18 protein-coding genes, 2 pseudogenes and 1 riboswitch are annotated in these 25,303 nt (G+C 54.0%); of the genes and pseudogenes, 8 read left to right on the forward strand and 12 right to left on the reverse strand.

Annotated features, from left to right (window positions below):
* Positions 1–8 precede the first annotated feature (8 nt).
* From L1D47_RS07295 to L1D47_RS07310, 4 genes are all read right to left on the reverse strand, one after another.
* Entirely contained in the window at positions 9–749 is a 741-nt protein-coding gene (locus L1D47_RS07295; protein WP_239883594.1) for a HesA/MoeB/ThiF family protein, read from the reverse strand.
* On the reverse strand, positions 736–2,403 hold the full coding sequence (thiE, locus tag L1D47_RS07300; protein ID WP_239883595.1) for a thiamine phosphate synthase: 1,668 nt from the start codon (positions 2,401–2,403) through the stop codon (positions 736–738). Before thiE ends, L1D47_RS07295 begins: the two co-directional genes overlap by 14 nt.
* Before the next feature lie 2 nt (positions 2,404–2,405).
* Complete coding sequence (thiC, locus tag L1D47_RS07305) at positions 2,406–4,361, reverse strand: phosphomethylpyrimidine synthase ThiC (protein WP_275661406.1); 1,956 nt, start codon at positions 4,359–4,361, stop codon at positions 2,406–2,408.
* A 186-nt stretch (positions 4,362–4,547) separates the two neighbouring features.
* Positions 4,548–4,646: riboswitch (TPP riboswitch) on the reverse strand.
* Positions 4,647–4,792: 146 nt separating this feature from the next.
* Entirely contained in the window at positions 4,793–5,632 is an 840-nt protein-coding gene (locus tag L1D47_RS07310; RefSeq protein WP_239883596.1) for a hypothetical protein, read from the reverse strand.
* An 87-nt stretch (positions 5,633–5,719) separates the two neighbouring features.
* On the opposite strand from L1D47_RS07310, the gene L1D47_RS07315 reads away from it, so the two are divergent.
* The gene (locus L1D47_RS07315; RefSeq protein ID WP_239883598.1) at positions 5,720–5,857 is read left to right on the forward strand and encodes a hypothetical protein; all 138 of its coding nucleotides are present in this window, start codon (positions 5,720–5,722) and stop codon (positions 5,855–5,857) included.
* Positions 5,858–6,202: 345 nt separating this feature from the next.
* Positions 6,203–6,883 carry a hemolysin III family protein gene (locus L1D47_RS07320; protein WP_239883602.1) on the forward strand — a complete coding sequence of 227 codons (681 nt, stop codon included), beginning with the start codon at positions 6,203–6,205 and terminating at the stop codon, positions 6,881–6,883.
* Positions 6,884–6,955: 72 nt separating this feature from the next.
* Here the strand turns inward: L1D47_RS07320 and L1D47_RS07325 are convergent, their stop codons facing one another.
* The 5 genes from L1D47_RS07325 to def all read right to left on the reverse strand — a co-directional run bounded on the left by L1D47_RS07325 (position 6,956) and on the right by def (position 14,764).
* Complete coding sequence (locus L1D47_RS07325; RefSeq protein WP_239883604.1) at positions 6,956–7,510, reverse strand: tRNA-uridine aminocarboxypropyltransferase; 555 nt, start codon at positions 7,508–7,510, stop codon at positions 6,956–6,958.
* Positions 7,511–7,917: 407 nt separating this feature from the next.
* Positions 7,918–11,109, reverse strand: coding sequence for an error-prone DNA polymerase (locus tag L1D47_RS07330; RefSeq protein WP_239883606.1), 3,192 nt, complete (start codon positions 11,107–11,109; stop codon positions 7,918–7,920).
* A complete protein-coding gene (locus L1D47_RS07335) occupies positions 11,109–12,938 on the reverse strand; it encodes a DNA polymerase Y family protein (RefSeq protein ID WP_239883608.1) in 1,830 nt (609 codons plus the stop codon). Before L1D47_RS07335 ends, L1D47_RS07330 begins: the two co-directional genes overlap by 1 nt.
* Positions 12,939–13,739 carry a translesion DNA synthesis-associated protein ImuA gene (gene imuA, locus L1D47_RS07340; RefSeq protein WP_239883614.1) on the reverse strand — a complete coding sequence of 267 codons (801 nt, stop codon included), beginning with the start codon at positions 13,737–13,739 and terminating at the stop codon, positions 12,939–12,941.
* Positions 13,740–14,272: 533 nt separating this feature from the next.
* Complete coding sequence (gene def / locus L1D47_RS07345; RefSeq protein WP_160793463.1) at positions 14,273–14,764, reverse strand: peptide deformylase; 492 nt, start codon at positions 14,762–14,764, stop codon at positions 14,273–14,275.
* Between the two features lie 178 nt (positions 14,765–14,942).
* On the opposite strand from def, the gene L1D47_RS07350 reads away from it, so the two are divergent.
* From L1D47_RS07350 to L1D47_RS07360, 3 genes are all read left to right on the forward strand, one after another.
* Positions 14,943–16,664: an MFS transporter gene (locus L1D47_RS07350; protein WP_239883615.1), complete on the forward strand. Its 1,722-nt coding sequence runs from the start codon at positions 14,943–14,945 to the stop codon at positions 16,662–16,664.
* Between the two features lie 546 nt (positions 16,665–17,210).
* Complete coding sequence (locus L1D47_RS07355; RefSeq protein WP_239851099.1) at positions 17,211–17,537, forward strand: MGMT family protein; 327 nt, start codon at positions 17,211–17,213, stop codon at positions 17,535–17,537.
* 47 nt (positions 17,538–17,584) lie between these two features.
* The gene (locus L1D47_RS07360) at positions 17,585–18,358 is read left to right on the forward strand and encodes a DUF3108 domain-containing protein (protein ID WP_239883630.1); all 774 of its coding nucleotides are present in this window, start codon (positions 17,585–17,587) and stop codon (positions 18,356–18,358) included.
* Between the two features lie 94 nt (positions 18,359–18,452).
* Here the strand turns inward: L1D47_RS07360 and L1D47_RS07365 are convergent, their stop codons facing one another.
* Entirely contained in the window at positions 18,453–19,244 is a 792-nt protein-coding gene (locus tag L1D47_RS07365; protein WP_239883622.1) for a class II glutamine amidotransferase, read from the reverse strand.
* 241 nt (positions 19,245–19,485) lie between these two features.
* Here L1D47_RS07365 and fadE point away from each other — a divergent pair, with 241 nt between their 5' ends.
* Positions 19,486–21,933 carry an acyl-CoA dehydrogenase FadE gene (gene fadE, locus L1D47_RS07370; protein ID WP_239883626.1) on the forward strand — a complete coding sequence of 816 codons (2,448 nt, stop codon included), beginning with the start codon at positions 19,486–19,488 and terminating at the stop codon, positions 21,931–21,933.
* Between the two features lie 240 nt (positions 21,934–22,173).
* Here fadE and L1D47_RS07375 read toward each other — a convergent pair whose 3' ends face one another.
* On the reverse strand, positions 22,174–24,168 hold the full coding sequence (locus tag L1D47_RS07375; RefSeq protein WP_239883627.1) for a sodium:proton antiporter: 1,995 nt from the start codon (positions 24,166–24,168) through the stop codon (positions 22,174–22,176).
* Between the two features lie 251 nt (positions 24,169–24,419).
* On the opposite strand from L1D47_RS07375, the pseudogene L1D47_RS07380 reads away from it, so the two are divergent.
* Both L1D47_RS07380 and L1D47_RS07385 read left to right on the forward strand, forming a co-directional pair.
* Positions 24,420–24,668, forward strand: a pseudogene (locus L1D47_RS07380) (transposase); the annotation flags it as partial.
* Positions 24,655–25,055: pseudogene (locus L1D47_RS07385) on the forward strand (transposase); the annotation flags it as partial. The pseudogenes L1D47_RS07380 and L1D47_RS07385, both read left to right, overlap by 14 nt.
* Positions 25,056–25,077: 22 nt before the next feature.
* On the opposite strand, the gene L1D47_RS07390 reads toward L1D47_RS07385, so the two are convergent.
* Positions 25,078–25,303: transposase domain-containing protein (locus tag L1D47_RS07390; protein WP_239883628.1), on the reverse strand; the 226-nt coding region annotated here is incomplete at its 5' end.

Consider the following 25,303-nt stretch of genomic DNA (forward strand, 5'->3'; position numbering starts at 1 on the left):
GCCGTCTCTTACGCCGAACAGACGGCGCAACCTGGATCGCGGCGAAGCTTAAGCCGCTTCATCTCACCGGTTAACCCATCGAACCTGTTCAGCAGGCCTAAGCCAGGTAAACCCAGCAATAGCTTGATTGCCAGGAGTGACTGCATCGATGCCATACTGCCCACCATAGGGCCTAGCACACCTATGGTGCTGCAACTTTCGCTCACCTTGAGCTCCTGTGGAAACAGGCAGTGATAACAGCCATGTTGCGGCGCCTCATTGAGGTCAAATGCCATCAACTGACCGGAAAAGTGCGCGGCCGAGGCCACCACAAGGCGCTTATTTAACGCCACGCAGGCGCGATTCACGCTATGACGGGTGGCGAAGTTGTCGCTACAATCGAGCACCAGATCGGCATTAAACAGCAGCGCCTGGGCATTGCTATCATCGAGCCGCACCCGTTTATCACGCACCTGGCAATCGCCCGTTTTAAGCCTGCCTGCCGCCACACTCGCCTTGTACTGACCGCAATCAGCCTGGCCAAAGAGCATCTGGCGAGGCAGGTTACTGAGCTCGACTCTGTCATCATCGATGAGGATGAGTCTGCCGACACCGGCTGCACTCAAGTATTGGGCGCATAGCTGACCCAGGCCGCCGATACCGACGATGGCCACGCTCGCCTGCATCAACTTTTGCTGACCCTGCTCGCCGACCTCGGGCAACATGATCTGCCGCGAATATTGGATAAAGGCTTTATCATCGAGCGCCATGAGCCATCTCCCACATGCTGGCGAGCTGACGATAGGCCTCACCCGGTGATTCAGCCTGAGTCACGGCCCGCACCACGGCAATCGCCTCTACGCCAGTCTGCTTAACTTGCCCCAAACGTGAAGCATCTATGCCGCCGATCGCCACTCGTGGGCAATTGGGCGCCCACACCGCAACCATATGCGCGAGATGTTTAAGCCCCTGGGGATTGGAAGGCATTGATTTGGTCGGCGTGGGAAAGATATGACCTAACGCCAGATAGGAAGAGTTAAGCTGACTTGCCAATGCCAGTTCGAATACCCCATGGCTGGAGATCCCCAGTGCTATGCCCGCCTTGGCGATCGCCTCGAGATCTGCACTACAGAGATCTTCCTGACCCAGATGGATACCGAACGCGCCATGCTTAAGCGCAAGCTGCCAGTGATCGTTGATAAACACCTGAGCATCATACGCTCGGCCCAGTGCGATAGCCTCTTTTATTAAAGCCTCTAACGCCGATTCATCAGGGGCGCCAACAGGCTTGATATCAACTAGCCCGTCATCGGCAAGTTTTATCCTCAGCTGAGCCGTACTGGCACCTGCTGCCAGTACCTGCTCCAGGGTCTCTAGCCTATCGACCACTGGGTAGACGCCTATGGGGCGTTGTAGCTTGGGAAAGTTAAGCGGCTGCTGGAAATTAGCCGGTATCTCTGCATCGACAATCAGAGGCAAGGATGTTAATCCGGCAGGCCAACCACAGCGTGCCAAGGGGCCGGCTCCTGCGCCAACGGCGCTCGCGAACCTGATGCCTTGGCTCACATAGGCCTTAGCCATCAAAATGGCATCGTGGAGCACCAGACCCTGGGCGAGAAAACTGGCGATCGCCGATGACAAGGTGCAGCCACTGCCATGATGATTTGGGTTGTCCACTCGCTCGCTACTCAGGCAAAATCCTCTATGCTGATGTATCGCCGAGGTGTGCGCCACCTCGTTGCAGACGAAGAGATCTTCAGCCCATTCGCTTTGCCAGAGTGCGCCCTTATCGCCGCCGGTAATCAGCAGATGACAGGCTAACTGGTTCGACAGCCTCTTAGCCTGGTGGAGTATCTTATCCCTCGATGTCATCTCTTCTCCCAGCAATTTGCCAAATTCGCTAAGGTTCGGAGTGATAAGGGTGAGCACTCCCCTGAAGGGCGTGAAATCCAGGGCGGCTTGCTTTAGCTTTCCTTGCTTTGGCTGCGTTGAGGATTTTCCACTTTCCTCTTGCGCTTTCCCTTGCATTTTCACTTGGGCCGCAAGCGCATCACCGCATGAGGCCACCATCACAGGATCGAGGATCACAGGGATAGGCTGACCCTCTTTTGTCCTGAGCGGCTTAATATGGATCAACAGCCAGTCGGCCACCAGATGGATCTGCCGCTGATTGGCGAGCAGCCCTATCTTTATCGCCTTGGGTGGTAAGTCGGCTAGCAGGGTATCGAGCTGAGCGAGCAAGATGGCCTCACTCACCGGCTCCACACCATTCACCGCCACAGAGTTTTGCGCGGTCACGCTGGCTATCACGCTACAGGCGTGGCAACCAAGATCCGTCATGGTCGCCAGATCCGCCTGAATGCCTGCACCGCCGCCGCTGTCTGAACCGGCAATGGTCCAGACAATAGGTTTATCAGCTGACATGGCTACACCTCTTCAACGTCAGCCAATGCCGCACTGTGATAGAGTTCGCCACCACTTTGCTTAAACTGGGCCGACATCTGCGCCATCCCCTGCTGGATATCCGCCTTGGGGTTATCACCATCGACATTCGAGGCTTCAATCTCTCTAACCTCGATAGCTTGGGCCGCCGCGTACTCGCGTACCTCTTGAGTGATCTTCATCGAGCAAAACTTGGGACCACACATGGAGCAGAAATGGGCCACCTTAGCCGACTCCTGCGGCAGGGACTCGTCATGAAACGCCCTGGCGGTGTCGGGATCCAACCCCAGGTTGTATTGATCTTCCCAGCGAAACTCGAATCTGGCCTTAGACAAGGCATTGTCACGGATCTGCGCGCCAGGATGGCCCTTGGCTACATCACCAGCATGGGCGGCGATCTTGTAGGCGATCAACCCCTGTTTCACATCTTCCTTGTTCGGCAGGCCGAGATGTTCCTTAGGCGTCACGTAACAGAGCATGGCACAACCATACCAGGCGATCATCGCCGCGCCTATGCCAGAGGTAAAGTGATCATAGCCGGGGGCGATGTCTGTGGTTTGCGGCCCCAGAGTGTAAAACGGCGCCTCGTCGCACAGCTCGAGCTGCTTATCCATGTTCTCCTTGATCAGCTGCATCGGGATATGGCCCGGCCCCTCGATAATGGTCTGCACATCATATTGCCAGGCCTTCTTCACCAGCTCGCCGAGAGTTTCCAACTCGGCAAACTGGGCCTCGTCGTTGGCATCGGCAATGGAGCCTGGACGCATGCCATCACCCAGAGACAGCGAAACATCGTAGGCGGCGCAGAGTCTGCAGATCTCATCGAAATGTTCATAAAGGAAGTTTTCCTTATGATGAGAGAGGCACCACTTGGCCATGATAGAACCGCCGCGGGAGACGATACCCGTGAGTCGCTTGGCCGTCATGGGCACATAGCGCAGCAGCACGCCCGCATGTATGGTAAAGTAATCCACCCCCTGTTCGGCCTGCTCTATCAGGGTATCTCTGAAGATCTCCCAGGTAAGGTCTTCAGCGACGCCATTGACCTTCTCCAGCGCTTGATAGATGGGTACTGTGCCTATGGGCACAGGTGAGTTACGAATGATCCACTCGCGGGTCTCGTGAATGTAGCGGCCAGTGGAGAGATCCATCACTGTATCAGCTCCCCAGCGGGTGGCCCACACCAGCTTCTCCACCTCCTCTTCGATAGACGAAGTGACAGCCGAATTGCCTATGTTGGCATTGACCTTAACCAGAAAATTACGGCCGATGATCATAGGTTCGGCCTCGGGGTGGTTGATGTTCAGCGGCAAGATAGCCCGGCCAGCCGCCAGCTCCTGACGCACGAAATCGGGGGTAATGGGCTCACCCACCTTGGCACCGAAACTCTCACCCGGCGCGCGCTGGTTAAGCACCTCTTGGGTCACACTCTCGCGGGCCATGTTTTCACGCAGGGCCACATACTCCATCTCGGGGGTGATGATGCCGCGCCGCGCATAGTGCATCTGAGTCACCACCTTGCCATCAAGGGCGCGTCTGGGCTTAGGCAGATGCTCGAACCTGAGATGATCTAAGCCTTCATCGGCCAGGCGCTGCTGGGTAAAACCTGAGCTGACTTGCTCGAGTTCCAGGGTATCGCCGCGCTCGGCGATCCACTGAGATCGCAGCTTTACCAAGCCATGACGCACATCGATATCGGCGTTAGGGTCTGAATAGGGCCCGGCACAATCATAGACGTTAATGGGCGGATTCTGCTCATAAACAGGCGCCTCGGCGGTGCCGCCGACCAGGGTATCGGACTGAAAAATCTGCCGCATGGCGACCTTAAGATCTGGCCTGCTACCGCTTAGATAAAACTTCTGAGAATTTGGGTGTTGTAGCGGCTTGAGGTTATCGATAAAGGCCTGGGCCTCTGCTCGCATTTCACGACGTGTTGACATAAGCAATCTCACTATAGGGTTAGATGAAGTTGCTTGTCTGGAGAAGTTGGCGTTGAGGGCATTGAGTCAGGCCAAATGGCCTAATTCAAAAATATGCTGGGTGTCGCTCGAATTACGCTCGCTGTTCACTCGCTGTGCAGTTAGCACGGGCTTTCGACAGGCCGATAAAAACGGCGGCGACACTAAGGTCATATCATGCTTGTTTCCTTCGCAGGGACTAACCTGATCAGGTTCAACGGATCCCGAATTAACGGTCTCAGCCTAATGGCACTCCGACAAGAGGGCCTCAGTATAGACCTAAGAGATTGAGGGTGACAACCCCCAAAACAACACAGTTAAAAACAAAATTATCGATAACAAAATAGAGTATAAAACAAACACTTAAAACACCGCAATAAGAAGAGTTATGTTTTAAGTGAAAATATATCACGCTAATTTTTCCCTTTTTGACTCACTCCCATCATGCTCAGATGCTTATCCAGCCCCTCTTTTATCGCCTGTTTCACCTCATCGATGCCACACTTGAAGGGAAAGCCCAGATTTTCCGCATGAGGGTTAATCGGCGTCGCCACACTCACCACCCGATAACAGGTATCCCCTATCTTGACGATACGATTGGGATCCAGCTTACTGTCTAAGGTGATTGCCGTCTCATACTCATTTTCCTTAGGCAGAGCCAACACCCTCATATCACCATCCATCTCACTCATGGACTTCTTCTGGGTGGCATTTGTGGCAGCACTCTGGACTAAGTTTTCCAGCTGTGCCTGCCTGTCTCTGGCCATGTAGTCACCCGTCATAGTGCTTACCGCCCCCGAATAGGCTGATGTCTGCTCACCTGCAGGGTCAAGAGCAGAGCTAAGATCTGAGTTAAGGTTAAGGCGCGGCGCATCTTCGAAAGAAAATGCCTTCTCCTCCCTATGATCATCATCAGAAGTCTCGGCTTTGGACACAGCCTGAGATGCCGTATTATCTGTGGTGTTGGGATTCGTGGATTGAGTAGTAATTGGCTCAATATCGGTTGCTCGACTCGCAGCAACCTCCTCTGCAGATAACAGCTTAATCAGCGCGGCATTGGCCTTAACGGCACCCTGCGGCGTCGGTTTCTCCTCAGTCGATGCGCCCTGGCTATTTGCATTGTCATCTAATTCGCTTTGTGTTGGGTTAGGAGGCGTTTGTGTAGAAGCATTGGCAGGCAGAGAACGAGGCTTAGACTGAGACTGAGCATGAGACCTAGCCCTCATGGCATCCAATTCTGCCTGAGTCAGCATATAGGCGCTTATGGCTTTCTTGTCCTTCGGCAAACCTTGCTGAGTTGGCCCTTCGAACTGCCAACTCAACAAGGTTAGCAGTGCAAGATGCGTGATAAGGACAGCCAAGAAGATAGCCAGATCCATCCGGCCGATTCTCGCAAGCAGGCCTTTAGCAAGGGGAGCTTCTGTCAGCTTAGCTTGCTGAATGTCGGCAGGCTCATTGACGAAATGACTGAAGGCTGACGGCGCAACATCGATATCAAGATCAACATCAAGATTAAAATTGAGGCACGGCCAGGGAGGCTGACTATCCTTAGGGAGCACTCGCAATACCAACTCATCCTTTCCTTAGGTCACTTAGCGCTTTAGAGGTGATGAGATGCGATAAGTTCCTCCAAGGATACATGGTGGACAGAGTGAGATTTAAAAGCCAATATATTCAAACACTAAAACATAGCTACACAATTTAAGCGTACATATGTACGCTAAACCATTTATTTTGTGAAAGCTTGCTGTTAGACTCGCACTAATGAGGTCTAACCAGTTTTAGAGAGTGTAATGCCACCACAAAGAATGCGGACACAAACAATGCCCCCCCAAGAGATCACCCTGGATACCCAGCCCAACTTAGGCACAATCGTCGCCCCCTATAGTCGCGCCGAAGAGCTAGCCAATGCCCTCAGTCATGGCCTGGGGGTTATTGCAGGGATCCTGGCATTGGTGTTTTCGCTACTCAAGGGATGGGACAGGCTAACCGATTTACAGCTTGGTGGATTGGCGCTCTACTGTTTGAGCATCATACTCCTGTTTCTCTGCTCTACCCTCTATCACAGCGTCTCCGCGCCCAAATTAAAACATCGACTCAAGATAGCCGATCACTGCGCCATCTATCTGCTGATCGCCGGCACCTACACTCCTTTGATGCAGATCCTGCTCGATAGTGTCGAAGCCGATGCCATTCTAGTCGCCATCTGGGCGCTGGCTCTTGGCGGTATCCTGTTCAAGACGCTGTTTATTCATCGCTTTAAGGCCTTTAGCCTGGTGCTCTATCTGGTGATGGGCTGGTTGTGTGTTATAGTGATGAAACAACTGCTGGCGGCCATGAGCCCGCTGGGTTTTCAGCTACTCTTGGCGGGCGGGATCTTCTACAGTGTCGGGGTGATCTTCTACGTGGGTAAACGCATAGCCTATAATCACGCCATCTGGCATCTGTTTGTCCTTGCCGGCGCCCTCAGTCACTTTTTATGCGTCTATCTGACAGTAATTTAATTCAGATAATCTAACTCAGCTGCACTAACTCAGGTGCGTTAACCTAGACGCTCTAATCCTAGTGCTCCAACCCTAATGCTCCGACATAAAGGCGTCAAAGGCCTCATCGAGCTGCTGCGCCGCTTGGCTCATTCCAAAGCGATTCATCAGGCTAATGATGCATTCTATGGTGCACAGCCCCTCGGACAACTGATTACGCCTCAGACGATAACGGGAAGGCTCGCACGCTTCTAGGGTCAAGCGTCTTGCCGCTTGCAGATAGGGCGTCTGGCGCACCATCTTTCTCGCTTCCTGCCAGGTGGCATCGAGAATGATCACCTGTCCTCCGCCCTGCATCCCACACTGGTTAGCCTGGTTCTGCTGAGCCACAAATGCCTCTGCCAGAAGTTGCACGGACGAGTCAGCCTCGTCCACACTCTGCCCATTATCTGCCTGATCAAGGTTAGGTTCCTTGGGAAACAGCAACAGGGCATCACCCGACTCGCAGGCTTGTTTCAGCGCCTCATCGGGCGCAATCCGAGACCAGCGCACGCGGCAACAAAGTTCGGGAAAAGCGGCTAACGCCAACTGGCCAGTGTTACTGGGGCGATCGTATTCCCGCTCGTGTGTTAGTAAGACAAACTTCACCCTTTCCCCTTCACTCTGTTATTTTTCACCCAGTTTTCCCTTCACGCTGTTTCTCTTTTCCCGTCTTCCTTTCACCCAAGCTCTTCCCTGGCGTTTTTATCCATGGGGCATACTCAGCTATCATTCGGTGAAAAGCCTTGATGAAAAACCTTGATGAAAGGCGCTCTGCCCTTAGGTGAAAGCACCCTACCTAAAACAGAATAATGAAAGTAAAATGCAAGCGGTGAGTATACCTCAAAGTGCTATGACAAGAACCATAACAAGCACCATGACAAGCACCATAACTGAGTAACACCAAGGCGCTCAGTGGAAAGACTGTCAGTGGATAGACTCTCGGTGGAAAAACACTCAGTAGAGAGGCAAACAGTGGAGAGGCAAACAGAGCACAGCTCCAAAGGCACTCGGCACTAACGAAAATCTTGCGAGCTTGACTCAAAATCATTCACCATTCCAGATAGGTCATCCAGCCTGCCGGCAATAACATGTGATACACCAGATTGCGTCTCAAGTACGCCGGTTACCTTTAAAATTTTTGATGTTAGAAATGGCTGACGCTGCGCCCTGGCCGTGGCGCTCCAGACGATCACATTGATGTTGCCCGTCTCATCTTCCAGTGTCACGAAGGTGACGCCCGAGGCGGTTCCCGGACGCTGACGTCCCACTACCACTCCAGCCACGCGAACCAGCTGCCCGTGACGACAACCTGATAGCTCTGCGGCGCGCAGACAGCCTTTAAATGGCATCTGCTTCCTGAGCTGTGCCATCACATGGCGCCCCAGGCTGAGTCCCAGGTGGCGATAATCACTCTGCATGGCCGCCATCTCGCTGGGAGGCGCCAACACCACCTGGCTAGAAGCTGGCGGCAGTTCATCAAACAGCGGCAAGTTCGGCTGATAGGCACTGAGTTGCCAGCGTGCCTGATACCTGTGTCCAGCCAGGCTCAACAGTGCATCGGCGCTGGCCAACAGGGTCAGACAGCCCTGAGACAGACCTATCTCATAGAGCTGCTCGACTCGCTTAAAGCCCCCCTCTGGGCGCGCCTGAATCAGCACCTTGATATCCTCATACCTCAGGCCTTTTACCTGGCGAAAGCCTAGGCGGATCGCCGGTTCTTCGCCTTCTTGCAGGCTCACCAGACTATTCTCCCAGTCGCTGTGATTAACACATACCGGCAACACCATGACATGGTGACGCAACACATCCTGGATCAGCTGCGACGGGCTGTAAAACCCCATGGGTTGACTGTTGAGTAAGGCGCAGCAGAAGGCCGCCGGATAATGATACTTAAGATAGGCCGACACATAGGCCAGCAGGGCGAAGCTGGCCGAATGGGACTCGGGAAAGCCGTACTCGCCGAAGCCCTTGATCTGCCGGTAAATCTGCTCGGCAAATGTTTGACTGTAGCCGCGCGCCGCCATCCCCTTAAGCAACTTTTCCTCAAACTTATCCAACTCACCGGTGCGTTTCCAGCTTGCCATCGCCCGGCGCAGCTGATCCGCCTCACCGCCGCTAAAACCGGCAGCCACCATGGCCAGCTGGATCACCTGCTCCTGAAAGATAGGCACGCCCATGGTGCGAGATAACACGGACTCGACCGCCGGGCTAGGATACTCCACCGCTTCCAGGCCATCCCTTCGTCTCAAGTAGGGATGCACCATATCCCCCTGGATTGGTCCTGGCCTGACGATGGCGATCTGCACCACGAGGTCGTAATAGCAGGCAGGCTTAAGCCTTGGCAGCATGACGCTCTGGGCCCGCGACTCGACCTGAAACACGCCTATGCTGTCGCCCTTCTGCAGCATACGATAGACCTCGGCCTCCTCCCAGACCACATCGCCCATGGAAAAACCTTTCTCGGGTCGACTCAACAAGGCAAAGGTCTTGCGGATCGCCGTCAACATACCCAGCGCCAGGATATCTACCTTGAGCAGCCCCAGGGTCTCTAGATCATCTTTATCCCACTGGATCACTGTGCGCTCCGCCATGGCCGCATTTTCAATGGGCACCAACTCAGACAAGGGGCCCGCCGAGATGATAAAACCGCCTACGTGCTGCGACAGGTGACGGGGAAAGCCGATCAGCGTCTGCACCAGGGGCAGCAACATGCGTCCGCGCCCCGAGTCTGGCAGCATGGCGGCCAGCTGAGTCGTCCAGTGATGCTTGGGATCCCGACGATCTATGCGCTTAATCATCAGGGCGATCTGCTCGGCATCTATCCCCAGCGCCTTGCCCACATCGCCCATGGCACTCTTGAAGCGGTAGCAGATCACCGCCGCGGCAAGCGCGGTACGCTCACGGCCATATTTGCGGTAGATATACTGGATCACCTCCTCGCGCCGCTCATGCTCGAAGTCCACGTCGATATCCGGCGGCTCGTTACGCTCCTTAGAGATAAAGCGTTCGAACAACATGTTGATCTTAGTGGGATCCACCTCGGTGATCCCCAGGCAGTAACAGACCACAGAGTTCGCCGCCGAGCCCCGCCCCTGATAGAGGATCTGCTGGGATTTGGCGAAACAGACGATGTCATAGATGGTGAGAAAGAAATACTCATAGGCCATCGCCACAATCAATTGCAGCTCCTTCTCATATTGCATCTTCACCTTAGCGGGCACCCCGGCCGGAAAACGCCGTTTGGCCCCTTCCCGCACCGCCTGCGCCAGATACTCACTGGCCTGCATGCCCGCTGGCACCACCTCCGCCGGGTACTCATATTTGAGTTCATCCAGGGAGAAATGACAGCGACGGGCCAGCGTCAGGGCGTTATCGATCCACGCCTGAGGGTAGCGTTTACGCTGCGCCGCTATTGACTTAAGGCTGGCTTCGGCGTTGATGGAGCATAGGGCCGCACCGCTGTCGAGATCCCGCCCATGGGCGATACAGGTCAAGATATCGAGCAGCGGCTGACGCTCCGCCTCATGCATGCGCACGCCACCGGCCGCCACACAGGGGATGGCCTGGGCCTGACTCAGCCATTGCCATTGCTGTAGGTTAAGTGCCTCTCCCGGCAGCAAGAGTCGCTCCATCAAGAGATGCAGACGTCCCGAAAAGGCTGAAACCAGCCGTGAGGCTATGCCTCCGATGTGCTCACGATAGCGAGATAACATATCCGGCTCTGCGCTCGCTCCCCCACTGCCTTGCCTAAACTGCGCCAGGGTCGGTGGCCGCCACAACAGCAGGCTCTGCTGCTGAGCCAGGATAGCCTCTAGGCTCACCCTATACTCGCCCTTACCCTGACTCCGTCTGGCCTGAGTGATCAGGGCGCTGATCTCGCCATAGGCCAGACGACTGGGCGCCAGCAGCACAAACAGCCCCTCATCGAGATGAAACTCGGCGCCCAAGATCAACTTTAGATCGCAGCGCTTAGCCGCCTCATGGGCCTTGACCACTCCGGCAAAAGAACATTCGTCGGTCAACGCCAGCGCCTGATAGCCCAGGCGCTTGGCCTGCTCCACCAGCTCATGGGGGTGAGAGGCCCCCCGCAAAAAGCTGTAGTTGGAGAGAGCGTGTAATTCGGCATACTGTGGCTCAATGTACTGTGACTCCGTGTGCTGTGACTGGGTGTACTTTGATTGGGTATGCTGTGATTGGGTGCGCATTAGCCAAACCATCCCTGCAGAAATAAGCCCTCACGCGTGCGAAACACCCAGCAGAGTCCGCCATGATGTCGACGGGCAAGATAATAATCCCGCGGCGGACTCGCCGACCAGGGGCTATGCAGCCGCTCCGGCCCCTTGAGCAGGCTCACCGACTCCTGCGCAATTGGCTCAGGCTGACGCAGTAACCAATTGGGCCGAATGCGGCCGTCACACAGGCCATGAAACAGATCCGTAAACAAGGTCGCCTCCTCGCTCAGCGCACGGGTCTTCCCCTGATAGCTGGCCCTAGGCTCGGCGCACAGGTTACTCCCTGAGACCATGGCATCCTGACTCGCCCCCTTGCGCCCTTGGACACCCAAACGGTTTTGAGAAAGGCTACGGCTCTGCCAGCTCTGCTCCGGCAGATGATGACTGTGATTCTCAAGTCCCTTGACCTTGTCTGCCCCTAAACGCGCCTCAAGCAGGGATAACAGACGCATGCTGGCATCGCTCTTCCCCTCCTTCTGCCACCAATGGGGTGTCTGCACCGACAGTGCCACCAGCGTATCGGCCTGAATCGCTAGGCTAGTCACCGGCGCCTCCAGGGTAAGACGCTCCAGTTGCACGCGGCAAAGCTTCAGCAGGGCGTCGGCCCTATGTTCGGCGAAGGGGTAACGGATCTCACAGCGCAGCGGGGCTAGATTCAGATCGCGAAACACTAAGGTTAATGACAGCGCCAGCACCGCCTGTTGACGCTGTACAAGATAGGCCGATAGCGTCCCTAGCATACGCCCAAGGGGAAAGGCCAAGCCTTCGAGGTGACTCACCTCATAGAGCAAGGCCAGCTTGTGGCGATAACACTCTGGCACCTGATAAAACTCATGCACCTGGGGTAGCTGACCTTTGAGGCAAGCCAGTAGGGTCAGCACGGTCTCGCCAAAACGCTCACCAAGCTCCTTGAGCGGCAAGGTAAGCAGCGCCTTAACCTGGGTCAGCCCCATATTCTCAAAGGCCTGCAACACATGTTGCGGCAATGGCAAGACTGAAACCGGCAATGACGCGATTTGGGCGAGAGTGATCTGGATAAGCTCCTCTTGTGATAGCTCCTCCTGTGATAGCCCCTCCTGACCATAGGCCTGGTGCGCGAATACCTCTGGGGCTATTTTTTCAATCTCTGCGCCTTGGGGATAGGCAGACGCGACTGACATGTCCTGCGGCTCATGGTCTTGCAGTAATCGCGTATTCTCTTGTGACAACCGCTCATTCTTTTGTGATAACGGCTCATTCTTTTGTGACAACGGCCAATAGTCATCTGATGGCTCATCGGCCTGCCTGAACATAGGCCGGTATCTGGCCCCCAGCTGAGCCAGCAGTGCATTCTCCCCCAGGGCAAACTGGCACTCTAGCCCATAACCCTGGGCTGTCTTATGATACTGGCTGATGAGTCTCTCCAGGCCGCCGAAAACCTTCGCCATCGAGCCGACCTCCAGCAGCAAGGTGTCTGTCAGGCCCGGCGACTCATTAGGTTTCTTCTGTCTAGCCTGCTCGAACGGGCAGACGGGCGGCACGACCCTGGCGCTGTAACCATAGCTCCACTGGCACAGCCAATGGCTGGCCTCCTGGCTCAAAGAGGGCTCATAGGCTAATAACTGCAGCGATGGACTCAGCGCCTGGGCGGTCGCCAGACTCAGACCCGTCTCGACCCCCAGCTTAGCCGCGGCACTTGAGGCGATAAGGATCTGACTGGACTGACGCTCGAAGAGAGCCAGCTCGCTGTCGCGTGGCAAACCTTGATGGTAGCCTTGATACTGAAGTAACCAGTGAGGGAAATAGACCGCAAGCCACAGCATCTAAGCACTCCAGGGGCCTTGCAAGACTTGGGCGCTCTCCTGAGGCTTATCCAGCTTCCTATCCAGCTCATCCTCCCATTTCTTCTGTCCCCTCTCTGTAGCCACATCGAGCATCAGGCTCTGAGCCAATAGCTCGGGCAAAAGCGATAAGGAAAAGCGCGGCGCCGGCCAACCACCACGGCGCTTTAAAATATCTACCTGGGTCTCGAGCGGCCTATCTGTTCCTGCCTCGGTGTTAGCCTGCAAGGCAATCCGCAGCGGCACGGGATGGGCCTGCTCCTTCATCTTATCCGGCAGATAACAGAGACACAGACTCTCGCCCTTCTCGCAGGCAAGCTGCAAGCGCCTGGCCTGACTGACACTGAGCTCCTTAAGCCAACATAAGACCAGAGGCGAGACCCCGCTAGTTAAGATCTGCTCCAGCGCCCATAGCTGCTCCTTCACCGCCTGGGTGTCGACCCACAAGAGGCGGCTGATATCTATCCCCTGCATAGCTAACGCTTGGGGATAAGGCACATGAGGCGGCGCCACCAGACTCACCAGCCCGGTACCACAACCTTCGGTCGATGCGTTAGGAATAAGGCGGCGCATCAGCGGCAGTACAAGGCTCAGCTCGCCAATCCCCTCGCTGGCAGAGAAGATCTCGCATAGCCCCTGATTAGGCCAGCCTCCCAGCCCTAGATGGCGATTAAGCTCGGGATAACCGCTATCCTGCCCCTCTTGCTGGAGATGATAGGCGTCGCCGCGCCAAAGATCCGCGCGCTGGAGTAAACGTTCAAGTTGAAAATCTGCCAAGGCCATGATGCACCCGCTCTCATTCGATTCGCTTAAGGGATGGCTGAGTTGTGAGCCCTGAGTTGTTAGGCTTGAGTTGTTAACACTAAGATGCCAAGAGCTAATCGTGACTCAATCATGATCTAGTCACGACTGAACCGCGACTTATACCGCAGCTGGACCGTAACAGAGCCACGACATAAATCAGGCATCTTTCCCAGGCAGCCCTAACCCTGCTTACCTTAAACATGGAAATCGAAACAATACTGTATATAAATACAGTATACTTATAAATGGGCAGATCGCAAGCCCGAAAACGGGTGCTCGTTTGAGATCCTTCCACTGCTTGACGGCGTCAGCCGCACTCTCACCCTAGCCTCTGTCTCATCCGCAGCCTTAAGCAAGAGGGCAAGCTAGCCACTGATTTCTTAATCAAGGGAAGAAAATAGATGCTTAACGACAATCCGTTGCAGCAGCTCATTGAAGTCAAGGAGCGGGACTCACACCGTGCAGGCACAAAAAAACCACCCTAAGGTGGTTTTATCGGTTATCGGCGTCGATCAACGGTATTTCTTGACCTTCTTGAGCGCGATCTGCTGCTTCAGCGGTGACAGATGCTCGATAAAGACCTTGCCGTCGAGATGATCCATCTCGTGTTGCAGCACGATAGCCAGGAAATCATCGCTCTCTATTTCAAAGGCCTCACCCTGACGGTTGAGCGCCTTGACCTTCACCTTCTCGAAACGGGTCACCTTGGCGCGATAGCCAGGAATAGAGAGACAGCCTTCTTCGCCGACAATCTCACCCGAACGCTCGACGAACTCGGGATTGATCACCACCATGGGCTGATCGCGCTCCTCAGACAGATCGATCACTAAGATAGCGTGTTCACTGCCCACCTGGGTGGCGGCTAGCCCTATGCCATCGTCTGTGTGGTACATGGTTTCGATCAGATCATCGATAAAACCTTGCACGGCGGCAATGTCTTCTACGGGCTTGGCCTTACGTTTCAGGCGCTCATCAGGAATGGTCAATATATCGAGTACAGGCATAGTCTCAGGTTCTGGTTAATCAAATTTGGCATATAAAGTGGCGCCATTATGACCTAAATCACATTAAAGGCAACCGCAATTGATGCTTCCTCGCCACCTCAACAGCCCGCCGACTTGTATTTCATTGCCCAAGCCGATAGCATGATAAGATAAATGTATACAATATACGAGAATAAGAATGTCAAACCCTACACGTACCCCCTTGCCCAGCACCTTCTATGTGGCCAATACCATGGAGATCTTCGAGCGACTCGCCTGGTATGGCTTCTTTACCCTCTCCTCCCTCTACATGACCTCTCCCGCCCACCAAGGCGGACTGGGCTTTAGCGAGCAGGAGCGTGGCCTGTTGCAGGGAATGATCCCCTTCTTTCTCTATCTGTTTCCTGTGCTGACCGGCGCTCTCGCCGACCGTTACGGTTACCGCAAGATGTTTCTCGTCGCCTACGCCATCATGTGCCCCAGTTATTTTCTGCTGGGTCAGGTAAGTAGCTTTAGCAGCTTCTTCATTGCCTTCATGGGGGTCGCCATCGGCGCAGCCTGCTTTAAACCTGTGGTGACAGGCACTGTGGCGCGTACCACAGATCATACCAACCGCGGCCTGGGTTTTGGCATCTTCTATATGATGGTGAACGTGGGTGGTTTCCTCGGCCCTTTCATCGCCGGCTATGTACGCGCCATCAGCTGGGACTGGGTCTTCATCATGTCGGCAATCTGGATCGGCATAAATTTCATTCCGGCTCTCTTCTTCTATCACGAGCCGACCGATCCTCACCAGCAGCGGGGCAAGTCACTGTCTCAGGTATTCAGGGACATTCAAGAGGTGCTGGGCAACGCTCGTTTCGCCCTGCTGTTTTTCGGCACCTTAGTGATCTTGCTCTCCTACGGCGCCAAGTGGATCAGCGGCGAGCAGTGCCTGACCATCCACCTGGTGTGGTTTAGCCTGCATATGATCTGGAATGCCCTCGCCAAATCTGACAAGCAACAGCCCTGGTATAGACAGAAGATCGCCCTTGGCAACAAGCCCTTCGTGATCTACCTGCTTATCCTCTCCGGCTTCTGGATGGTTTACCAACAGATCTTCATCACCCTGCCCATCTATATTCGCGATTTTGTCGATACCTCGGACCTAGTCGCCATGCTCGCCCCCTGGCCCGGACTGCTCGACTTCTTCGCCCCCGTGGATATCACGCTGCTCGGTGACGAACTGCTTGGCGCGGCAAAGGCCTATGGCGCCGGTAGCCTGAGCCTATCAGACGCCTATTTCGATCTGGTGCATGCCAAGGTGATGATCCCAAGAGAAGAACTCGGGGCAGCCTTAGGGACTATCGCCCAAGCGCCAGAGCTCGTCAGTCAATATGCCCAGCAGTTTGCCCTGCAGTATCGCCAGATAAACCCCGAGTACCTTATCGGGCTCAATTTTCTCTCTATCGTGCTGATGCAGGTGATGGTGAGCCGCATCGCCGAACGATTCAGTCCGCTGCCAGTTTTGGTGGCTGGCACCCTGATTCTAGGGCTAGGCACGGCGCTGGGGGGCCTCGCCCACGGCATACTCATGGGCGGCGCCATGGTACTCACCTCCATCTTGGTATTCTCCATCGGCGAGATGGTGGCCTCACCTAAGAGCCAGGAATATGTAGCCAGCTTTGCCCCGCAGGATAAGAAGGCGATGTTTATGGGTTACTACTTTGTCTCATCGGCCATCGGCTTCTTGCTGGCCGGCCCGTTATCTGGCTACCTCTACGCCGAGGTCGCCAAGGGCGCAAACCAGCCCGCCTTAATGTGGTACATCATAGGCGGATTCGGTCTGCTGGCCGCCATAGGGCTGGTGCTGTTTCATCGTATCGGTGCCAAACAGGCATTGTCGCCGGCGCAGCCTAATGCCTTAAGCGCACAGAGCTAGTCGACAGATGCCAGTTAAAAAAAGCTAGTCGAAAACGCCTGTAAAAAAGGTGAGATTTATCCTGGTATTAGCAAGCAGGCAATAAACCGATGATCAAGCAACAGACAGGTCAAAGCCCCATCGACCTGTCTGTCATCCCACTCCGTCCATACTCAAGCCATACTCAAGCCAATACCTGCGACGGTTAAACCTTCCAGCCTTCACTTCACTCATCCCGTTATCCTTAGAAATTATCTAGAAACTGGTTTACTATCAGAACATAGCCAATGCACCTGCAAACACTTGGCAAGACACATTCAACTCAGGCTAATACCAATCACAGTAAGTATTTGATCAGAAATAGCGCAGGAAAAACGCTTGAGAACAAAGCAAGATTTTTAGATAAGTAGTTATTCTACAATTAAAAATATTAATGCAGTTATCGAGCGTTTTAACAAGCTAGAATGATCAATTATTTATTACGATTGGTATAACTAGCATTACCATGACGATGAGATGCCTTAGGGCCAGAACGGAGACAGCGTGAATCAGACACAGTTATCGCCCATGGCCAAGATATGGCATGTGGTTGCCCTGATCCCCGAGGGGCATGTCAGCTCCTATGGCAAGATAGCCGATCTCGCCGGCCTGCCAGGGCGGGCACGCTATGTCTCTCGCGCCCTCAAGATGGCGCCCGATACGCTAGCACTCCCCTGGCATCGAGTGATCAACAGCCAGGGCAAAATCGCCTTTCCCGAGACCAGCCCCCATTTTATCGAGCAGATGCAGAGATTAAGAAGTGAAGCGATAGAAGTGAACCGAGGTCGGGTAAAGCTGTCCAAGTATGAGTGGCAGCCGGATCTGGCGACCCTAGTGTTTGCATTACCCTTTTAATTTATCGTGACCGGGAGAAGGCCTTGTCGATATTCAAATCCGCACTCATGGTTTCATCTTTCTGTGCCATTGCCTTAAGCGCGCAGGCCGATGAATCCCCCTTGACCCCGCACACGGCGGAGTATCAGGTGAACTATGGCAGCATAGAACTGGGCAAGGCACGCTATCAACTGCCAGCCCCCCAAGACAACCTGTACCAATACCGTTTCGACAGCGATGTCAGCCTGCTGATGCTATGGGATAAGCGCACCGTCATCAGCACCTTCAGCGAAGAGGGTGGACAGCTGGTGCCCATGCGTTATATCCATAACCGCAGCGGTACAGGCTCAGACTATCAGGAGCAGTCGGCCTATGTGCTCGATCAGCAACTGGTGCACAGCCGCTACAAGGATGAAAGGGCTAAGTTTCCCTATACGCAGGATCTCTTCGACCCCCTGATGGTACAACTGCAGTTTAGGCTCGATATCATGAAGGGCAGCGACAAGCTGCATTACAAGATGCTCAAGAGCGGCGAGATCGATGAATATGACTTCAAGGTGGTCAGTAAGGAGCGCATGGTGCTCCCGAGCGGCACCTATGAGACGGTCAAGATAGAAGTGGTGCGTGACAACGATAAGCGCCAAACTTTTTTCTGGATGTCCCCCAAGCTCGGCTACCTGCCCGTCAGGCTCACCCACTTCGAGAAAGGCAGCAAACAGCTGGATATCCAGCTGCTGAATTATCACTACAGCGAGCCGATCATGGCGCAAACCGAGAAACAAACCACGGAGCAGCCAAAAGTCGCGGCCGATACGCCGCCCCAGACTCCGCCAAAGTCATAGCCAGGGTCATAGCAAGAGTCAATTATCGCAAAGCTTGCGCGAGCAGCATAAAAGAAGGGGCCTAGGCCCCTTCTTTTATTAAACACCTAGCCGACTAGTCGTCGGTCTCTTGGCTTAAGACAATTTCGCCCCGGGCAAACAGCTTCCACTCTCCCGGCTTTAAAATGTGCCAATCTTCATTATCGGTCAGCGGCCTAGTGGCGATAACGGTCACGATATCGTTAGGCGTGGTCTCCTTATCGAAATCGATCACCACATCGGTATCGATAAGCTTGGCCTTGCCAAAGGGGGCTCGGCGGGTAATGTGGCACAGGTTGTTACTGCAATAACTCATCAGATGCTCACCATCGCTTAAGATCATGTTAAACACCCCGAGGGCACGGATCTCATCGGCCAAGGTGGCGATAAACCGATACACGGGCAGCAGATCCGCTGGCGCCTCATCGCCAAAGCGCTCGACCACCTTCTCTAAAATCCAGCAAAACGCCAGCTCGCTATCGGTATCGCCGACTGGCTGGTAGCGTTTCACGGCAAATTTTTGCTGATAATCGCTCAGCTGACCATTATGGGCATAGGTCCAATAACGTCCCCACAATTCGCGGGTAAAGGGATGGGTATTTTCCAGCGACACACAGCCGCGGTTCGCCTGACGAATATGGCTCACCACCACTTCACTCTTAATGGGGTAGGACTTGATCAACTGCGCCACATGAGACTGACTGCTGGGGGTAGCATCCTTAAAGGTACGACTCCCCTTACCCTCATAGAAGGTGATCCCCCAACCATCGACGTGTGGCCCCGTGACGCCACCACGCTCTGCCAGCCCGGTAAAACTAAATACGATATCCGTGGGCACATTGGCACTCATGGCCAGCAACTCACACATAAAAAGACACCTTCACTCTAAAATTGCTTATCTTGATTAATTCTAACGACTTGACCCAATTTGTGGAATCCTCGCCTCAACAAAAAAGTTAAACAATTGTTTGAAAAATGCTTGTATAAAACCCGCCATAGGGTTAGATTTTATGCGACACAGGTCTGACCAGCATCTATAATTGTGATTATGGTCATATAAAAAATGCTGACATCGAGCAGCTTTCGGTCGCTATTTAAGGAGAATTACCGTGACTAGCTTACTTTGGATTTTTGTGATGCTCTTTGCATTAGGCGCCTTAGCCTACCTTAGAGTATCCCTGCTGACCTCGACCATCATCGCGGCTATCGTGATGGCGCTGGGTACAGCAACCGCAAGCATTTCCCCTCTTGCCTGGCTGGTCTTTTTGGCCATCGCCCTTCCCATCAATATAGGTGCCTTCAGAAAAAGCGTGATCACCCGTCCGCTACTGAAACTCTATAAAGGAATCATGCCGGAGATGTCTTCCACCGAGAAAGAAGCGATCGAAGCCGGTACCACCTGGTGGGAAGCGGATCTCTTTGCCGGTAAGCCCAACTGGAAGAAGCTTCACAACTACCCTGTCGCCCGCCTGACTGCCGAAGAGCAGGCATTTATCGAAGGCCCGGTAGAGGAAGTGTGTAAGATGCTCAACCAGCATCAGGTTTCTCACCAACTCGGCGATCTGCCAGAGTCTATCTGGCAATACCTCAAAGACAACGGCTTCTTCGCCATGATCATCAAGAAGAAATATGGTGGCCTGGAATTCTCTGCCTATGCCCAGTCTCGCGTACTACAAAAGCTGGCGGGCGTTAGCAGCGAGCTGGCATCTACCGTGGGCGTACCCAACTCACTAGGTCCTGGCGAGCTGCTACAACACTACGGCACCCCGGCGCAGCAAGATCATTATCTGCCTCGCCTGGCCAAAGGCCTGGAAGTCCCCTGTTTTGCCCTTACCAGCCCGGAAGCGGGTTCGGATGCAGGCGCGATTCCCGACTTTGGTATCGTCTGTAAAGGCCAATGGCAAGGCGAAGAAGTGCTGGGCATGAAGCTTACCTGGAACAAGCGTTATATCACCCTGGCGCCGATCGCTACCGTGCTGGGTCTGGCCTTTAAGCTGCAAGATCCCGACAAGCTACTGGGCGACAAGGAAGAGCTCGGCATCACCTGCGCCCTGATCCCAACGGATGTGCCAGGTGTCGAAACCGGTCGTCGTCACTTCCCGCTGAACTGTATGTTCCAAAATGGTCCGACGCGCGGAAACGAAGTGTTTGTGCCACTGGATTTCATCATCGGCGGTCCAGAGATGGCCGGTCAGGGCTGGCGCATGCTGGTCGAGTGCCTCTCGGTTGGACGCGGCATCACCCTGCCCTCCAACTCTGCAGGTGGCATCAAGACCGCAGCCGTGGCCACTGGTGCCTACGCCCGCATTCGTCGTCAATTCAAGCTGCCTATCGGTAAGCTGGAGGGGATCGAAGAGCCAATGGCACGTATCGGCGGTAACGCCTACCTGATGGACGCTGTCACCACGCTGACGACCACAGGTATCGATCTTGGCGAGAAGCCTTCAGTGATCTCAGCCATCGTCAAGTATCACCTGACCGACAGAATGCAGAAATGTGTCATCGACGCCATGGACATTCACGGCGGTAAGGGTGTGTGTCTAGGTGAAAACAACTACCTGGGCCGCGGCTATCAGGCGGCACCTATCGCCATTACCGTTGAAGGCGCGAACATCCTGACCCGCTCGATGATCATCTATGGTCAAGGGGCCATTCGTTGCCATCCTTATGTCTTAGCCGAGATGGAAGCGGCGTTTGATCCGGACCTTAATAAGTCACTGAACGATTTTGACTCTGCCCTCTTTGGTCATATCGGCTTCACCACCAGCAACCTGGTGCGCAGCTTCTGGCTAGGCCTGACCTCGAGCTACTTCTCAAATAGCCCATACAAGGACAAGACCAAGCGTTACTATCAGCACATGAACCGTTTCAGCGCCAACCTGGCACTGCTATCGGATCTAGCCATGGCGACCCTTGGCGGTGGACTCAAGCGTAAAGAGCGTGTCTCGGCGCGTCTGGGGGATCTGCTAAGTCAGCTCTATCTGGCTTCTGCCACCCTGAAGCGTTATCAGGACGAAGGCCGCCAGAGTGAAGACCTCGCGCTGGTTCAGTGGGCCGTAGAAGATGCCCTCTACAAGCTGCAAGACTCGCTAGACGATCTGCTGAACAACTTCCCAATGGGGCTGGGCCGTGTACTGAGAGTCATCCTCTTCCCATTTGGTCGTCCAATTAAGCGTCCAAGCGACGTGCTGGACCATAAGGTGGCCAAGATAATGCAAACCCCTTGTGCTAGCCGTGATCGTCTGGGTAAGGGGCAATTCTGGACTCCATCGCCTTTCAATGCTGTGGGGATTCAGGAGCAGACCTTTAAAGATATTCTGGCCTGTGAGCCATTGCACGATAAGATCTGCAAGGCGACCGGTAAGCGTCACCCCTTCATGTGGCTGGATAAACTCGCCGCCGAAGGTAAGGCGCTGGGGATCTTAAGCGATGAGGAAGTGGCACTGCTTGAACGCGCCGAGATAGGCCGCATGAAGTCAATCAACGTCGATGACTTCGCCCCAGAAGAGCTTAGAGCCCAGACCCTGAGCGATGAGGCGCAAAATCAAGCGGCCTGAACTAAAGCCGATTAGATAGGCGTCATCAAACCACAAAAAAGGAGGCTAATGCCTCCTTTTTTATTTTCCGCTCGTGAGCTTTAAAAAATTATACCAATCACAGTAAGTATGTGATCAGAGAAAGCGCTTGAGAACGAAGCAGGATTTTTAGATAAGTCGTTATTCTAAAATTAAAAATACTAATACGGTCATCGAGCGTTTTAACAAGCTAGCATGATCAATTATTTGTTACGCTTGGTATTAGCCGGTCGCTTTCTCATTGGCTGTCTGCGATGCCTTTTGGCTTTCCGCACTCATGCCGGCCTCCTTTGTCTGTTCCTTACCGACAGTAGCATCGCTGCTCGATTCGCCCTCTCTACTGCCTCGTTCATCGCCGCTTTGTTCACTGCGGCTTTGTTCACTGCAGCTTTGATCGATTGTCGCCTTCTTCTCGTCGGCCAGCTGCGCCTCATTCAGGGCCTCTTCCGATAACAGGCTGATCAGCTCGATGCCCACAGGCAGATCATCAACCGCCTCTGTAATTAATTTTACCTTACCCTCTTGCAGATAAATCAGTGGCAAGGCGCCTTCACCATAACGCTGCTTAAAATCGGCGAAGGTGAAGTTCTCCGTCAGGCTGGTGCTCTTAATCTTACCGCCCTTTGCCATGGTGCTGGCGAGCCTGGCGTAGGTAACATTGTCGCCAAACAGGCACAAACGTTTAAGGTAGGCCTCTGACAGCTGATGACGGGCGCTGTTGCCCTCACCACTCCCAAGGCCAAACACCTTATTCTTGCCAAGAATATCCTGAAAATGAAAGGTCACTAAGGGGTTAAGTTGACGATAGGGAGACAACACAAGTAGTCGGCCGACCCCCGTCATATCGAGCGCGTTATCGGCATGCTCTGAGGCAGGATTACCAAAATAGACGGGGATATTGTCCATGCGCGACAAGCGTATGTTGTCCCAGTTATTATCCGCCAGTACTACCTGGACATTCTTCTGCAGCAGCACCTTAGCCAGCTCCCTAGCAAACTGGGAGGCGCCGAATATAAGCAGCCCCTGAGCAGACCCAGCCTTTACCCCGAGAAATCTCGCCCAGGCGCCTGCCGTGAGACTCTGGGTAACGACCGTCCCTATGATGATCAGAAACACCAGGGGGACGATTTTATCGGCACCGGCCACCCCGAGACGTTCAAGCTTGATGGCAAACAGAGACGATACTGCCGCGGCGACGATCCCCCTCGGCGCCACCCAACTTAAAAACCATTTATCGGCTCTGGGCAGCGAAGTACCAAAGGCGCAGCACCAGACACTCAGGGGCCTGGCAATAAACATCACCACCAGCAAAAGCGCCAAACCCTGCCAGCCCAACTGCATCAGAGCGGCAGAATCTAACCTGGCCGCCAACAAGATGAAGAGGCCCGAGATAAAGAGTACCGTCAGCGTCTCTTTAAACTCCACTATCTCACCAATATCGACGCCGCGCATGTTCGCCAGCCAGATCCCCATCACGGTAACGGTCAGCAGGCCCGACTCCTCCTGTAGCAGGTTTGAAACCACAAAGGCGCCCAACATGATGGTGAGTACCGCCGTATTCTTAAGATAATGAGGCACCCAGGCACGACGCAACATCACGCCTATGCCGTAGCCAAACAGTGCGCCGAGCCCCAGGCCAACCCCAAGCATGGAAAACAGCGATAGCAGCACATGACTCGCAGGCTCGGCCGCGACCGTAAGGTACTCAAACACCAGGACCGCGAGCAAGGCACCAATGGGATCGATCACTATCCCCTCCCAGCGCAGTATGCTCGCCAGTTGCGACTTGGGCTTGATGCTGCGCAGCATAGGCACGATCACAGTTGGCCCAGTCACCACCACCAAGGCACCAAACAACATGGCCAGCTGCCAGGAAAAATCCATGATGAAATGGGTCGCAACACCGATACACAACCAGGTGACTAAGGTGCCGAGCGACACCAGGTGGGTCACCATGCGACCATGTTCGCGGATCTCGGAGAAGTTAAGTGTCAGCGCCCCCTCAAACAAGATAACCGCCACCCCGAGTGAGATAACAGGAAACAGCAGATCGCCGAATATGGCATCGGGATCTAGCACGTTAAAAACCGGTCCAACTAACAATCCGCACAGCAACAGAGGAAGTATTGCCGGTAATCGCAGTCGCCAGCCAAGCCACTGACATACAATTGACAAGATCCCCACTAGCCCCAACATGGCCGTGATCTGTTCTACCATTCTCGTTATCCCTTACATGTCTATGATAAAGAAGCGCCTGCAATTAGCATGAGTATAATCAATTCACTCTATGACACCCCATGATTTGCAAGATAACACTGTCAGCTCAAATGTATAGCGCAAGCGTTAGGTGAGAATAGCGACAAGAAGACAGTACTGATGAGTTAGCGCATGATTTGTAGTGGCATAGTGAATTTGGCCACCTGAATAGACGAAGTGATAGACTCACTTCCAGAGAAAAGGTGGTAGAAATGAAGAACACAAGACCGACATTCAGTGCAGAGTTCAAATTAGAAGCTGCGCAGCTGGTAACGAAACAGGGATACAGCATAACTGAGGCTGCAAACGCGATGGGCGTGAGTCATTCAGCCATGCGTAAATGGGTAAACCAGCTTCGACAGGAGAAGCAAGGCGTATCCCCCAAAGGCGCACCGCTCACCCCCGAACAACAGCGGATCCGTGAGCTGGAGAAGAAAATCCGCCGCATTGAAGAAGAGAACACCATNGAACACAAGACCGACATTCAGTGCAGAGTTCAAATTAGAAGCTGCGCAGCTGGTAACGAAACAGGGATACAGCATAACTGAGGCTGCAARCGCGATGGGCGTSAGTMATTCAGCCATGCGTAAATGGGTAAACCAGCTTCGACAGGAGAAGCAAGGCGTATCCCCCAAAGGCGCACCGCTCACCCCCGAACAACAGCGGATCCGTGAGCTGGAGAAGAAAATCCGCCGCATTGAAGAAGAGAACACCATTTTAAAAAAGGCTACGGCTCTCTTGATGTCAGACTCACTGAACAGTTCTCGTTAGTCGAGAAACTCAGGAAGAGCCATAGCGTAAAGCGGATTTGTTCAGTATTTAGTATTCACCGCAGCAGTTACAAGTATGTATCCGTCCGGAGAACTGCACCTAGCCGAGTTTTGCATTCCAGGGTAGCAAGTGTTCTAGACACTCGGGCTTAAGTGACAACTGCTCAAGGCAGTACATCAAGTAATCGAAGGGCGTCAACCCATTCGCCTTGGCGGTTTCGATCACACTGTACAGTATGGCACTCGCGTTCGCACCATTGGCCGTATTGGCAAATAGCCAGTTCTTCCGCCCAATGACGAACGGTTTTATCGCTCTCTCGGCGCGA

Source organism: Shewanella sp. Isolate7 (assembly GCF_022398425.1).
In the GTDB taxonomy this organism is placed as follows: domain Bacteria; phylum Pseudomonadota; class Gammaproteobacteria; order Enterobacterales; family Shewanellaceae; genus Shewanella.